Origin of the sequence: Microbacterium paraoxydans (assembly GCF_018224615.1) — a bacterium.
Classification (GTDB): Bacteria; Actinomycetota; Actinomycetes; order Actinomycetales; family Microbacteriaceae; genus Microbacterium; species Microbacterium paraoxydans_B.
Genome location: NZ_JAGTUK010000003.1, coordinates 503,980 through 516,490, shown reverse-complemented (window position 1 = coordinate 516,490; position 12,511 = coordinate 503,980). Strand labels below are relative to the sequence as shown.

General features: G+C 71.3%; 12 protein-coding genes. 9 read left to right on the top strand and 3 right to left on the bottom strand.

Annotated features, from left to right (window positions below; translation table 11 throughout):
- Nucleotides 1–70: 70 nt before the first annotated feature.
- Genes pdhA through KE274_RS12640 form a run of 3 tightly spaced genes read left to right on the top strand, consistent with a single transcriptional unit; the run spans nucleotide 71 to nucleotide 3,562 of the window.
- Nucleotides 71–1,186, top strand: a complete 1,116-nt coding sequence (pdhA, locus tag KE274_RS12650; RefSeq protein ID WP_211544252.1) for a pyruvate dehydrogenase (acetyl-transferring) E1 component subunit alpha — start codon at nucleotides 71–73, stop codon at nucleotides 1,184–1,186.
- A gap of 1 nt (nucleotide 1,187) precedes the next feature.
- Complete coding sequence (locus KE274_RS12645; protein WP_211544250.1) at nucleotides 1,188–2,198, top strand: alpha-ketoacid dehydrogenase subunit beta; 1,011 nt, start codon at nucleotides 1,188–1,190, stop codon at nucleotides 2,196–2,198.
- The gene (locus KE274_RS12640; protein WP_211544248.1) at nucleotides 2,195–3,562 is read left to right on the top strand and encodes a dihydrolipoamide acetyltransferase family protein; all 1,368 of its coding nucleotides are present in this window, start codon (nucleotides 2,195–2,197) and stop codon (nucleotides 3,560–3,562) included. Before KE274_RS12645 ends, KE274_RS12640 begins: the two co-directional genes overlap by 4 nt.
- Here the strand turns inward: KE274_RS12640 and KE274_RS12635 are convergent.
- Nucleotides 3,555–4,157, bottom strand: a complete 603-nt coding sequence (locus KE274_RS12635) for a TetR/AcrR family transcriptional regulator (RefSeq protein ID WP_211544246.1) — start codon at nucleotides 4,155–4,157, stop codon at nucleotides 3,555–3,557. The genes KE274_RS12640 and KE274_RS12635 overlap by 8 nt on opposite strands.
- 112 nt (nucleotides 4,158–4,269) lie before the next feature.
- Between KE274_RS12635 and KE274_RS12630 the strand changes: the two genes are divergently transcribed.
- The 5 genes from KE274_RS12630 to KE274_RS12610 are packed head-to-tail and all read left to right on the top strand — an operon-like array spanning nucleotide 4,270 to nucleotide 10,194.
- On the top strand, nucleotides 4,270–5,823 hold the full coding sequence (locus KE274_RS12630) for a carboxyl transferase domain-containing protein (protein WP_211544243.1): 1,554 nt from the start codon (nucleotides 4,270–4,272) through the stop codon (nucleotides 5,821–5,823).
- Nucleotides 5,824–5,828: 5 nt separating this feature from the next.
- Complete coding sequence (locus tag KE274_RS12625; protein ID WP_211544241.1) at nucleotides 5,829–7,748, top strand: acetyl/propionyl/methylcrotonyl-CoA carboxylase subunit alpha; 1,920 nt, start codon at nucleotides 5,829–5,831, stop codon at nucleotides 7,746–7,748.
- Nucleotides 7,745–8,896 carry an acyl-CoA dehydrogenase family protein gene (locus KE274_RS12620; protein WP_211544239.1) on the top strand — a complete coding sequence of 384 codons (1,152 nt, stop codon included), beginning with the start codon at nucleotides 7,745–7,747 and terminating at the stop codon, nucleotides 8,894–8,896. The genes KE274_RS12625 and KE274_RS12620 overlap by 4 nt, the downstream gene beginning before the upstream one ends.
- A 9-nt stretch (nucleotides 8,897–8,905) precedes the next feature.
- Nucleotides 8,906–9,391 carry a MaoC family dehydratase gene (locus KE274_RS12615; RefSeq protein ID WP_211544237.1) on the top strand — a complete coding sequence of 162 codons (486 nt, stop codon included), beginning with the start codon at nucleotides 8,906–8,908 and terminating at the stop codon, nucleotides 9,389–9,391.
- Nucleotides 9,388–10,194, top strand: a complete 807-nt coding sequence (locus tag KE274_RS12610; protein WP_211544235.1) for an HpcH/HpaI aldolase/citrate lyase family protein — start codon at nucleotides 9,388–9,390, stop codon at nucleotides 10,192–10,194. Before KE274_RS12615 ends, KE274_RS12610 begins: the two co-directional genes overlap by 4 nt.
- Before the next feature lie 25 nt (nucleotides 10,195–10,219).
- Here the strand turns inward: KE274_RS12610 and KE274_RS12605 are convergent, their stop codons facing one another.
- Both KE274_RS12605 and KE274_RS12600 read right to left on the bottom strand, forming a co-directional pair.
- Nucleotides 10,220–10,807 carry a histidine phosphatase family protein gene (locus tag KE274_RS12605; RefSeq protein WP_211544233.1) on the bottom strand — a complete coding sequence of 196 codons (588 nt, stop codon included), beginning with the start codon at nucleotides 10,805–10,807 and terminating at the stop codon, nucleotides 10,220–10,222.
- Nucleotides 10,804–11,643, bottom strand: a complete 840-nt coding sequence (locus KE274_RS12600; RefSeq protein WP_211544231.1) for a Sir2 family NAD-dependent protein deacetylase — start codon at nucleotides 11,641–11,643, stop codon at nucleotides 10,804–10,806. Before KE274_RS12600 ends, KE274_RS12605 begins: the two co-directional genes overlap by 4 nt.
- Nucleotides 11,644–11,717: 74 nt before the next feature.
- On the opposite strand from KE274_RS12600, the gene KE274_RS12595 reads away from it, so the two are divergent.
- Nucleotides 11,718–12,509 (top strand): TrmH family RNA methyltransferase, encoded by a 792-nt coding sequence (locus KE274_RS12595; protein WP_211544229.1) that lies wholly within the window; start codon nucleotides 11,718–11,720, stop codon nucleotides 12,507–12,509.
- The last annotated feature ends 2 nt before the right edge of the window (nucleotides 12,510–12,511 follow it).

Genomic DNA, 12,511 nt, shown 5'->3' with positions numbered 1-12,511 from the left:
CAAGCCGGTGATGATGCCGGCACCGTTGCGCGAAGCCCCACAAGGGCCGCCAGGGACGAGGAGGACGACGATGTCACCGCAGGCCACTCCCATCGCAGATACCGCTCAGGATCTGGAGCTCTCGGAACGCATCCTCGCTCCCGACGGATCGCGGGTCTCGAACCCGCGACTGGATCCCTTCGTCGCTGACGTCGACGCCGCGCAACTTCGCGCACTCCACCGCGACATGGTCGTGCTCCGCCGTATCGACGCGGAGGGCGTCGCCCTGCAGCGGCAGGGTCAGCTCGGGCTCTGGGCACCGTGCCAGGGTCAGGAGGCGACGCAGATCGGCACGGCACGCGCCCTCGACCCGCGCGACTTCGTGTTCCCGAGCTATCGCGAAACGGGGGTGATCTACGCGCGCGGTGCACAACCCGGCGATTACGTGCGCATGTGGCGCGGTGAGGAGGGATCCGCATACGACCCTGCGGCTCTCGGCGTCGCCCCGCTGCAGATCATCATCGGCGCGCAGACCCTCCACGCCGTGGGCTACGCGCTCGGGATCCAGCACGAGAAGGCGCCCGAGGTCGCCGTCACCTACTTCGGCGACGGGGCGACGAGCCAGGGCGACGTGAACGAGGCGATGATCTTCGCCGCCTCGTACCGGGCGCCCGTCGTCTTCGTGTGCCAGAACAACCACTGGGCGATCTCCGAGCCCGTGGCCGTGCAGTCGCAGTACCCGATCGCCGGACGGGCGCCCGGCTTCGGAATCCCCAGTCTCCGGGTGGACGGCAACGACGTGCTCGCGTGCCTGGCGGCGATGCGCTGGGCGCTCGACCACGCCCGCTCCGGCAAGGGGCCCGCCTACATCGAGGCCGTGACCTACCGCATGGGTCCGCACACGACGGCGGACGACCCCACGCGGTACCGCGACGAGGCCGAACTGGAGGCGTGGCGGCGCCGTGACCCGATCGCGCGGCTCGAGGCGCACCTGCGTGGCCTGGGCGAGCTCAGCGACGAGCACGTGGTGGAGACGCAGCAGACGGCCGACGCGGTGGCGAAGGAGATGCGGGCGGCCTGCCTCGGCATGGTCACCCGACCGCCGCTCGCGGTGTTCGACGGCGTCTATGCCGAACCGCACACGGGCGTGGAGCGGCAGCGCGACGAGTACGCCGCCTACCTCGCCACCTTCGAGAGCGAGGTGTGAGATGACGGAACTCACGCTCGGCAAGGCGCTCGGCGCCGGACTGCGCCAGGCCATGCGCGACGACGAGAAAGTGGTGCTGCTCGGAGAGGACATCGGCCGGTTGGGCGGAGTGTTCCGCATCACCGACGGCCTCCTCGACGAGTTCGGCGCCGCGCGAGTGATCGACACACCGCTCGCCGAGTCGGGGATCGTCGGCACGGCGGTGGGACTCGCGTTCCGCGGTTACCGACCGGTGGTCGAGATCCAGTTCGACGGCTTCGTCTATCCCGCGTTCGACCAGATCGTGTCGCAGGTGGCGAAGCTGCACTACCGGACCCAGGGCCGGGTGAAGATGCCGCTCACGATCCGCATTCCCTGGGCCGGCGGTATCGGCGCGGCCGAGCATCACTCGGAGTCGCCGGAGGCCTACTTCGCACACACCGCCGGTCTGCGCGTCGTCGCGGTGTCGAACCCGGAGGATGCCTACCGCAGCCTGCGGCAGGCGATCGCCTCGGACGACCCCGTCGTGTTCTTCGAGCCCAAACGCCTGTACCACCACAAGGGCGAGGTCGATCTCGACGCGCCCCTCGCCGATGCGCCGCCGATGGGACTGGCGCGCGTGGTCCGGACGGGAACGGATGCGACGGTGATCACCTACGGGGCGATGGTCTCGACGGCGCTTCAGGCCGCGGAAGCCGCGGAGGATGAAGGGCTGTCGCTGGAGGTCGTCGATCTCCGCTCGCTCTCACCCGTCGACTACGACTCCGTCGCGGCGTCGGTGCGCAAGACGGGCCGCGTCGTGGTCGCGCACGAGGCGTCGAGGGAGGCAGGCCTCGGAGCCGAGGTGATCGCGAGCATCACCGAGCGCTGCTTCGAATACCTCGAGCACGCGCCGTTGCGGGTGACCGGCCACGACGTGCCGTATCCGCCCGCCAAGCTCGAGAAGTACCACCTGCCGGACCTCGATCGCATCCTCGACGCGGTCGACCGGGTCATGGATCGTCCGAACAGCCTGACGGGAGCGGGAGCATGATCGCGGAGTTCCGTCTGCCCGATCTCGGCGAAGGACTCACCGAAGCGGAGGTCGTGCAGTGGCTCGTGGCGCCGGGTGAGCAGGTGGCGCTGAACCAGACCCTCGCAGAGGTCGAGACGGCCAAGGCCGTGGTCGAACTGCCGTCGCCCTACGAGGGCACGGTGTCGTCGTTGCACGCCGAGGCCGGGCAGACCGTCGCGGTCGGCGCGCCGCTCATCGCGTTCGAGGTGGAGGGCGAGGAGCCGGAAGGCCAGGACGCCCCGGTGGGAGGGGAGGCGGCGGAGGGCGAGAAGGCGCAACCCAACCTCGTCGGCTATGGCGCGGCACCCAGCACCGCCGGACGCCCCGCACGACGCGCGCGCCGGATCGGCGGTACGCCCCCCGTCGCAGACACGGCAGTCCTGGAGGCCGCGCCGCACGACGCGGCGCCGTCCGCGTCGGTGGAGACCGTGGTCGAACGGCCGCGCTCGACACCGCCCGTTCGCGCCCACGCGAAGCGCTTGGGGGTCGACCTCGTGCTGGTTGCGGCCGAGGTCGGGGATCGGCTGATCACGCGCCACGACGTGGACGCGTACGCGCAGCGCATCGGCGCCCGCCAGGACGACACCGTCGCGTCGACGCCCGGTCCCTCGAGGGTACCGCGCCCGACGCGGGACGACCGCGCTCGCGAGACCCGCATCCCGATCCGCGGCGTGCGGAAGCACACGGCGGCGGCGATGGTGCAGAGCGCGTTCACGGCACCGCACGTGACGGTGTTCCACACGGTGGACGTGACGGCGACCATGGACCTGCTGGCGGGGCTGCGCGAGGATCGCGCGCTCAGCGGCCACCGCATCGGCCCGCTCGCGGTGGTGGCGAAGGCGGTGTGCCTCGCTCTCGCCGGCGCACCGGGCTTGAACGCGCGCTGGGACGAGGAGTCGGGCGAGATCGTCCAGTACGGCTACGTCGACCTGGGTATCGCCGCGGCGACGGACCGCGGCCTGATCGTGCCGATGATCCGGGATGCCGAGCGGCTGACCCTGGTCGAGCTGGCCGACGCGGTCGGCGCTCTCGCGGAGACCGCACGCGCCGGCAAGACCTCGCCGGCGGAGCTGGCCGGGGGCACGTTCTCGATCTCCAACATCGGCGTGTTCGGAGTGGAGGCGGGAACCCCGATCCTCCCGCCGGGGCAGTCGGGCATCCTCGCGATCGGTGCCGTCCGCCGACAGCCGTGGGAGTACCGAGGTGAGATCGCTCTGCGACAGGTGATGACGCTGAGCCTCTCGTTCGACCACCGTCTCGTGGACGGCGCCGAGGGCGCTCGCTTCCTGAAGGCCGTGGCCGACATCCTGGAGGAGCCCGGTCGGGCGATGCTGCTCAGCTGACGACGCGCAGTGCGGCCTCCGCCATCGCGACCAGCACGGTCGCGGTGGCGGAGTGCCGCCGGGTCGCGGCGCGGGTGCTGTGCGGTGTGGAGTTGATCAGCCCGAAGCACGCCTGGACCCGCAGCCGCAGCTCGTCCCTGGCGATCGCGTCGCGGTGATCGATCGCGGCGAGCGCATCCATCCAGAGTTCGATGTAGGCACGCTGGAGCCGCCGGACCTCGGCGCGGTCGGCGTCGGCGAGATGCGCCACGTCGCGGTCCTGCACCTGGATGACCTCGGCGTTCCCGAGCGCGAAGTCCACGTGGAAGCGGATGAGGGCTCGCATGCGCTCGTCGACGTCCGTCGTCGTGGCGGCGACCCGTTCGCCGCCGTCGACGAGGTCGTGGCTCACTTTGACGAGCACGGCGCCGAGCAGGGCCTGCTTGCCCGCGAAGTGGCGGTAGACGGCGGGACCGGAGACGCCCACCGCTGCGCCGATCTCCTCGAGGCTGACGCCGGTGTAGCCGCGGTCGGCGAACAGCCGGGCGGCGGCATGCAGCAACGCATCGGACCGCTCGGCCTTTGCGCGGTCTCGGGCGGTGAGCGGGCTTGTCATCTCAGTTAATCCTCGCTAACCTGAATCATCGGGTTAGTGAACACTAACCGAGAATGCGTGCACCGCGCCAGGACATTTCCGCGCGCGGGCGTGGGTCGAGGAGGACATCACGATGCCGGCAACCCAGGAGGACCTGGCGCACGAGCTCCGCGCACGGATCGCGGAAGCCGCCCGGGGTGGCCCCGAAGCATCGCGCGAGCGCCACGTCGCGCGAGGCAAGCTGCTGCCGAGGGACCGCGTGGCGCGGCTACTCGACGAGGGCAGCCCCTTCATCGAGATCGCCCCGCTGGCGGCCGACGGGCTGTACGGGGGAGAGGCGCCCGGAGCCGGCGTCATCGCGGGTATCGGACTCGTACACGGCCGCCACGTCATGGTGGTCTGCAACGACGCGACCGTGAAGGGCGGCACCTACTATCCGCTCACGGTGAAGAAGCACCTCCGCGCACAGGAGATCGCGCTCGAGAACCGCCTGCCGTGCCTCTACCTGGTCGACTCCGGCGGCGCGTTCCTGCCGCGTCAGGATGAGGTGTTCCCCGATCGCGATCATTTCGGGCGCATCTTCTACCACCAGGCGCGGTTGTCGGCTGCCGGCATCCCGCAGCTCGCAGCCGTGCTCGGATCCTGCACCGCGGGCGGGGCGTACGTCCCGGCGATGAGCGACGAGACCGTGATCGTGCGCGATCAGGGCACGATCTTCCTCGGCGGCCCCCCGCTCGTGAAAGCCGCGATCGGCGAAGTCGTGACCGCGGAGGAACTCGGCGGCGGGGAACTCCACGCCCGACGCAGCGGTGTCGTCGACCACCTCGCGGAGGACGACGAGCACGCGCTGGAGATCCTGCGAGACATCGTGGCGACGCTCCCGCCTCCCGCAGCACCGGCGTGGGAGGTGACGGAGAGCAGGCCGCCGTCCGAGGCGGGATCGCTCTACGACGTCGTCCCGGTCGACGTGAACGCGTCCTACGACGTCCATGTCGTGATCGACCGTCTGGTCGACGGCGACACCTTCCGGGAGTTCAAGGCCGAGTACGGCACCACCCTGGTGACCGGCTTCGCCCGGCTGCATGGGCACCCGGTGGGCATCGTCGCGAACAACGGCGTGCTGTTCAGCGAGTCGGCCCTGAAGGGGGCGCACTTCATCGAGCTGTGCGACCAGCGTGGCATCCCGCTGCTCTTCCTGCAGAACATCACCGGGTTCATGGTCGGATCCGACGCCGAGGCGGGCGGCATCGCGAAGGACGGCGCCAAGATGGTCACCGCGGTCGCGACCACCCGGGTCCCCAAGCTCACGGTGATCATCGGCGGATCGTTCGGCGCGGGCAACTACTCGATGTGCGGACGGGCCTACTCGCCGCGCTTCCTGTGGACCTGGCCGGCGAGTCGCATCTCCGTCATGGGGGGAGCACAGGCCGCGTCGGTCCTCGCCACGGTCAAGGAGGACCAGCTGGCCGCGCGAGGAGAGTCCTGGGCGAGCGAGGAGCGAGCGGCGTTCGAGGAGCCCATCCGCGAGCAGTACGAGCGCCAGGGCGAGCCCTACTACGCCACGGCGCGACTGTGGGACGACGGCATCGTGGACCCCGCGCAGACCCGCGACCTGCTCGGACTCGCGCTCGACGTCGTGTCCCGCACCCCGCTGCCCGAGCCGCGCTTCGGCGTCTTCCGGATGTGAGCCCCATGACCTCTTCTCTCGAACTGTCGTTCACCACCGTGCTCGTTGCGAACCGCGGCGAGATCGCGCGGCGTGTGATCCGCACGCTCCGTGCGCTCGGCATCCGCAGCGTCGCGGTCTACAGCGATGCCGACGCCGAGGCACCCCATGTGCGCGAGGCCGACCTCGCCGTGCGCATCGGCCCCGCACCCGCGGCCGAGTCCTACCTCGACATCGACGCCGTGATCGGCGCCGCACGAGCTACCGGTGCCCAGGCGATCCACCCGGGGTACGGGTTCCTGTCGGAGAGTGTCGGGCTCGCGGAGGCCTGTGCCGAGAGCGGCATCGTGTTCGTCGGTCCCTCCGTGACCGCTCTGCAGGTCATGGGGGACAAGGCGCGAGCGCGTGACCACGTCGCGCGCAGCGGTGTGCCGGTGGTGCCGGGGTTCGATGCGCGGGGGCTGTCCGATGCGGAGATCGCGGAGGAGGCCGCAGCCGTCGGGTTCCCGCTCCTGGTGAAGCCGAGCGCGGGCGGGGGCGGCAAGGGCATGGAAGTCGTGGCGGATGCGACAGCCCTCCGGTCGGCGCTGGCCTCGGCGCGACGGGTCGCCGCGGCGGCGTTCGGCGACGACGCCCTCATCCTGGAACGGCTCATCGCGCGGCCACGGCACATCGAGGTGCAGGTGTTCGGGGATGCGCACGGGACGGTGATCGCGCTCGGTGAGCGGGAGTGCACGCTGCAGCGGCGACACCAGAAGGTGATCGAGGAGGCGCCGTCGGCCGGGATCTCCGACGCAACGCGCGCGCTGCTCCTGAGTGCCGCGGTCCGGGCGGCCGAGAGCGTCGCATACGTGGGAGCCGGCACGGTGGAGTTCCTCGTGGATGCGGACGCGCCCGAGAATGTGTACTTCATCGAGATGAACACGCGACTCCAGGTCGAGCACCCGGTGACCGAGGAGGTGACCGGACTGGACCTCGTGGCGCTGCAGCTGCGCGTCGCCGACGGTCGCCCGCTGGAGGTGCAGCCGCACGTGCACGGTCATGCGGTCGAGGCGCGCGTGTACGCCGAAGCGCCCGAGCGGGGCTTCCTGCCCTCCACCGGCACCGTTCTGCTGTTCGAGGTTCCCGATGGCGTCCGCGTCGATGCCGCGGTCGAGACGGGTAGCGAGGTGACCGGCTACTACGACCCGATGATCGCGAAGGTGATCGCCCACGCGGACGACCGGGCGACCGCGCTGCGGCGACTCGACGAGGCTCTGGCTCGCACCGTCGTGCTCGGCGTGGACACCAACATCGGTTTCCTGCGCCGTCTGCTGCGCGATGAGCGCGTCGCTGCGGGCGACCTCGACACCGGGCTGATCGAGACGCTGCTGCCGCTCGAACCGACCAGGCCGTCCGCGGCGCACCTGGCTGCGGCGGCCGCGGTGGCCGGAGCCGCGGAGCCGTCTCCCGCGAGCACGCTGTGGCAGAGCCTCTCCGGGTGGCGTCTCGGTGCCGCGCCCGCGCCCGTGACTCCCTTCGCCGTCCTGACCGATGACGACACGGTCGTGGAACTGCCCCGGACGGACGTCGGGCATTCGCACGTGCGGGCCGCTGTGGCCGAGGACGGTGCCGTGTGGGTGGCTGAGGACGGGAGCACGCTGCGGCTACGGCCCCTGGACCGGCGCGCGCGTCTACGGCATCGGCTCGCTGCGGCCGGGAACGGCGATCGGGCGACGGAGCCGGAGGGTCGCGCACCCATGCCGGGCAGCGTGGTGGCCGTGCACGTCGAGGACGGCTCGCTCGTGTCTGCGGGCGACCCGCTCGTGGCGATCGAGGCGATGAAGATGGAGCACCAGGTGCTCGCTCCACACGACGGCGTGGTGCACCTGCTGGTCGCGATCGGCGACCAGGTGCGGCGCGACCAACCGGTCGCCCGCGTGACGACGACGGAGGACAACCGATGATCGAGAGCTTGACCGACGAGGAGCGCGAGCTCGCAGCCATGGTGCGGGAGTTCGCCGATACCGTCGTCGCCCCGCAGTCCTACGAGGCCGACCGCACGCACACCCTGTCGATGGACGTCGTCGGGCAGATGGGCGAGCTGGGGCTGTTCGGGCTTCCCTTCCCCGAGGAGTACGGGGGGCAGGGCGGTGACTACATGGCGCTGGGCATCGCGATCGAGGCGTTGGGGCGGGTCGACCAGTCCATCGCGATCACGCTAGAGGCCGGCGTGAGCCTGGGGGCCATGCCGATCTTCCGCTTCGGCACGGAAGAGCAGAAGCGCGAACTGCTGCCCGAACTGCTCGCCGGGCGCGCCCTCGCCGGGTTCGGACTGACCGAGCCGGAAGCCGGGAGCGATGCGGGGGCCACGCGCACCACGGCGCGGCTGGACGGCGACGCGTGGGTGATCGATGGGTCCAAGCAGTTCATCACCAACTCGGGCACCCCGATCACCCGCTTCGTGACCGTGACGGCCGTCACGGGTGTGCACGAAGGGCGCAAGGAGATCTCGACGATTATCGTGCCCAACGGCACGCCCGGTTTCACGGTCGAGCCGCCGTATGACAAGGTCGGCTGGAACGCGTCCGACACCCACCCGCTCACGTTCGACGGGGCCAGGGTTCCGGCGGCGAACCTGCTGGGGGAGCGGGGCAGCGGGTTCCGCAACTTCCTGAGCATCCTCGACGAGGGGCGCATCGCGATCGCCGCGCTCTCCACCGGTGCCGCCGAGGGATGCCTGGAGGCCGCGGTCGAGTACGCGAAGAGCCGCACCATCTTCGGCAGCGCTCTCAGCACGCGCCAGAACGCCCAGTTCACTCTCGCCCGCATGCGCGCCCGCGTGCACACGGCGCGGCTCGCATGGCACCACGCCGCCCGGTTGCGCGACACCGGAGCGCCCTTCGCCGAGGCGGCGGCGATCGCGAAGCTGGTGGCCGGTGAGGCCGCGATGGACAACGCCCGGGATGCGACGCAGATCTTCGGCGGCAACGGCTTCATGAACGAGTTCCCCGTGGCGCGGCACTACCGGGACTCTAAGATCCTCGAGATCGGCGAGGGCACCACGGAGGTCCAGCTGCTCGTGATCGCCAGGGCCCTAGGGCTCGCCGGGTAGCGTGAGGGGATGGGCATGCGCGACATCGAGCAGCGCGGGTTGTACTTCGAGGAGTTCGACACGGACGCGCGGTACCTGCACCGGCCGGGGCGCACAGCGACCGAGGCCGACAACGTCCTGTTCACCACGCTCACCATGAACACGCAGGCGCTGCACCTCGACGCGGCCTTCGCCGACGCGAGCGAGCCGTTCCACGCGCGGCTGATCAACTCGATGTGGACCCTGTCGACGATGGTGGGCGCGTCGGTCGCGCAGCTCACGCAGGGCACGCTCGTGGCGCAGCTCGGTATGGGCGACATCGCGTTCCCGCACCCGCTGTTCGCCGGCGACACCCTCACCACGGAGACGGTGGTGGAGGAGAAGCGGCTGTCGTCGTCGCGGCCGGGCACGGGGATCGTGCGGCTCGCCCACACCGGTCGCAATCAGGACGGGACGGTGGTGGCGACGGCCACGCGCACGGTGCTGGTCCGCTGTCTCCCGGAGGGATCTGCATGAGATTCGATCTCGGCCCCGCGCTGCTGTTCTGCCCCGCTGACCGGCCGGAGCGGTTCACGAAGGCGCTCGACCGTGCCGACGCGGTGATCCTCGACCTGGAAGACGCGGTGCTTCCCGCCGCGAAGGCCGCTGCTCGGGCGAACGTGCGCGACGCCGCGCTCGACCCCGCACGCGTGATCGTGCGGGTCAATGCCCCGGGCACGGCGGACTTCGACGCCGACCTCACCGCCCTCGCGTCGACGCCGTTCCGGACGGTCATGGTCGCGAAGACCGAGAGCGCGACCGCCCTCGACATGTTCGGCGTCGGATACGACCTGATCGCGCTGTGCGAGACGGCTCGCGGCATCCACGCCGCGGCGGACATCGCCGCGCACCCGGGCGTGGTCGGGATGATGTGGGGCGCAGAGGATCTGGTCGCCTCGCTCGGCGGCACCTCGTCGCGGACGCCGGGAGGCGAGTACCGGGACGTCGCCCGCTACGCCCGCTCCCGCGTGCTGCTGGAGGCCGGAGCACACGGCAAGGCGGCGATCGACGCGGTGCACGTCGACATCGGCGACCTGGAGGGGCTGCAGCGCGAGGCGACCGATGCCGCGGCGTCCGGCTTCCGTGCCACCGCGTGCATCCACCCGAGCCAGGTGACGGTCGTCCGCGAGGCCTACCGCCCCGACGCGGAGACCGTGGCGTGGGCGAGGGCTGTGCTCGACGCGGCGGCGAGCGAGCGCGGGGTCTTCCGGTTCGACGGGCGCATGGTCGACGAGCCCGTGCTGCGACACGCCCGCTTCGTGCTCACCCGCGTGCGCTGAGCCCGCGGCGGCCGCGGCAGGTCGGTCAGAGGACGGGGGATTCGTCGAGCAGACGCAGGTAGCCGGGTGCCGCCACGAAGCGGTGCGCCGAGCCGTTGCGCAGCACATCGCCGTCGCGGGGAAGGGTGCCCCCGGAGACGTGGTCGATCACCGCGCGGATCACCCCTCCGTGCGTGACGACGAGCACCGACTCGGCTTGCGGAGCCGAGCGACGGCGGGCTTCCCTGGCGATGCGGTGAAGCGCGGCGATCGCCCGCACTCCGACGTCGGGAAGGGACTCGGCGCCGGGGACTTCCGCGTGCCAGTCGCCGTACGTGGCGATGTAGTCCGGGACGAGCAGGCCCTCGCCCTCGCCGAACTCGCGCTCGCGCAGATCGGGCACGACCCCGGCGATCTCGAGCCCGAGTCGCGCGGCGATGATCTCCGCGGTCTCTCGCGCGCGGGAGAGGGGGCTGGTGTACACCGCGTGGTGCGTGGTGCCGGCGAGCTTCTCAGCGGCCCAGCGCGCATCCTCCCGACCGGTCTCGTTGAGGGGGATGTCCGTGGACCCCTGGATGCGCCTCGCGAGGTTCCAGTCCGTCTGTCCGTGGCGGATGAGGGTGAGATGGGTCACTGCAGCAGCTCCAGGAGGGCGGGGAGGACGTCGCTTGTGCCGGCGGCGAGCGTGGCGTCCGCCCAGGCATCGGCGCGCGTCGCCTCACGGTTGACGATGATCAGCGGGATGCCGCGACGACGGGCGCGGTCGACGAGCCGCACACCCGAGTTCACGACGAGCGAGGAGCCGGCGACGACCAGGGCCGTGCTGGAGCGCAGCAGCGACTCGGCAGCGCGGAAGCGGTCCTGCGGGACGTATTCGCCGAAGAAGACCACGTCGGGCTTGAGCATGCCGTCGCACACCGTGCACGTTGGGATCACGAAGCCCTCCGTGCTCTCCGGGAGTACATCGCCGTCGGGTGCGAGCGCCACATTCTCCGGGACGGCGATCCAGGGGTTGAGCTCCTCGATCTGCACCGCGATGTCGCGTCGGTCGAACACCTGGCCGCAGTGCAGGCACAGCACGCGGCGCATGGTGCCGTGCACCTCGATGACGTGCGAGCTCCCGGCCCGCAGGTGCAGCCCATCGACGTTCTGGGTGATGACGCCGGAGACGTGACCGGCGGACTCCATCGCGGCGACGGCGAGGTGACCCGGGTTCGGCGAGGCCTGGGCGAAGGCCCGCCAGCCGAGGTGCCCGCCCACCCAGTACCGCCGGCGCGCGGCCTCGTCGCCGAGATAGGTCTGGATCGTCATCGGGTTGCTGCGCGTGCGAGCGCCCTCGCCCCGGTAGGCGGGGATGCCGGAGTCGGTCGAGATCCCGGCGCCGGTGAGGAAGGCGATACGTCGACCGCGGAGCAGGTCGGCGACCCTGGCGAGTGTGGCCGACGACTCGGCAGTGTTCGACGCGCTCACAGGACCTCCCCGAGCGAGTCTACGGGGCGCCGATGACACGGGCTCCCGGCTGGCAGAGTGGAGGGGTGCAGCTGATGGCAGTGACCCACCTCGATGATCCGCGACTCGACGACTATCGCGGCCTCACGGATTCCGCGCTGCGGGCCGTCAGCGAGCCGGCCGGGGGCCTCTACATCGCCGAGACCGTGACCGTGATCGAACGGGCCGTGGCGGCGGGTCACCGCCCGCGTTCCGTGCTCGTGGCGGAGCGCCGGGTCGAGGAGATGCGGCGTGTGCTGGGCGACCTGCCGGTGCCGGTGCTGGTCGTGGCCGATGACCTGGCGGAACAGGTCACGGGCTTCGCGGTCCACCGTGGCGCCCTGGCGTCGATGGAGCGGCCCGCCCTCGCTCCGGTCGCCGACGTGATCCGCAGGGCCCGGCTCGCGCTGGTGCTCGAGGGGCTGGGCGACCACGCGAACGTCGGCGCCGCGTTCCGCGCGGCCGCGGGGCTGGGCGCCGACGCAGTGCTGGTGTCGGCTCGCTGCGCCGACCCGTTCTACCGCCGGAGCGTCCGGGTGAGCATGGGCACGGTGTTCCAGGTGCCGTGGACCCGCATGGACGATGGGGCCGCCGGGCTGGGGGAACTCAGCGCACAGGGTTTCGACATCGCCGCGCTGGCCCTCGACGAGCGGGCGGTGCCGCTCGACGTGTACGCCGCCGAGCGCCCGGACAGAGTCGCCCTGCTGCTGGGATCCGAGGGCGAGGGGCTGTCGCAGGATGCCCTTGCCGCGGCGGACACCGTGGTGACCATCCCGATGTCGGGCGGCGTCGACTCGCTCAACGTGGCATCGGCCGCCGCCGTCGCGCTGTGGGCGCTGCGCAGCTGACC

Coding starts and splice junctions, on each gene's coding strand:
- pdhA (WP_211544252.1), top strand. CDS start 71: ATGTCACCGCAGGCCACTCCCATCGCAGATACCGCTCAGGATCTGGAG.
- KE274_RS12645 (WP_211544250.1), top strand. CDS start 1,188: ATGACGGAACTCACGCTCGGCAAGGCGCTCGGCGCCGGACTGCGCCAG.
- KE274_RS12640 (WP_211544248.1), top strand. CDS start 2,195: ATGATCGCGGAGTTCCGTCTGCCCGATCTCGGCGAAGGACTCACCGAA.
- KE274_RS12635 (WP_211544246.1), bottom strand. CDS start 4,157: ATGACAAGCCCGCTCACCGCCCGAGACCGCGCAAAGGCCGAGCGGTCC.
- KE274_RS12630 (WP_211544243.1), top strand. CDS start 4,270: ATGCCGGCAACCCAGGAGGACCTGGCGCACGAGCTCCGCGCACGGATC.
- KE274_RS12625 (WP_211544241.1), top strand. CDS start 5,829: ATGACCTCTTCTCTCGAACTGTCGTTCACCACCGTGCTCGTTGCGAAC.
- KE274_RS12620 (WP_211544239.1), top strand. CDS start 7,745: ATGATCGAGAGCTTGACCGACGAGGAGCGCGAGCTCGCAGCCATGGTG.
- KE274_RS12615 (WP_211544237.1), top strand. CDS start 8,906: ATGGGCATGCGCGACATCGAGCAGCGCGGGTTGTACTTCGAGGAGTTC.
- KE274_RS12610 (WP_211544235.1), top strand. CDS start 9,388: ATGAGATTCGATCTCGGCCCCGCGCTGCTGTTCTGCCCCGCTGACCGG.
- KE274_RS12595 (WP_211544229.1), top strand. CDS start 11,718: ATGGCAGTGACCCACCTCGATGATCCGCGACTCGACGACTATCGCGGC.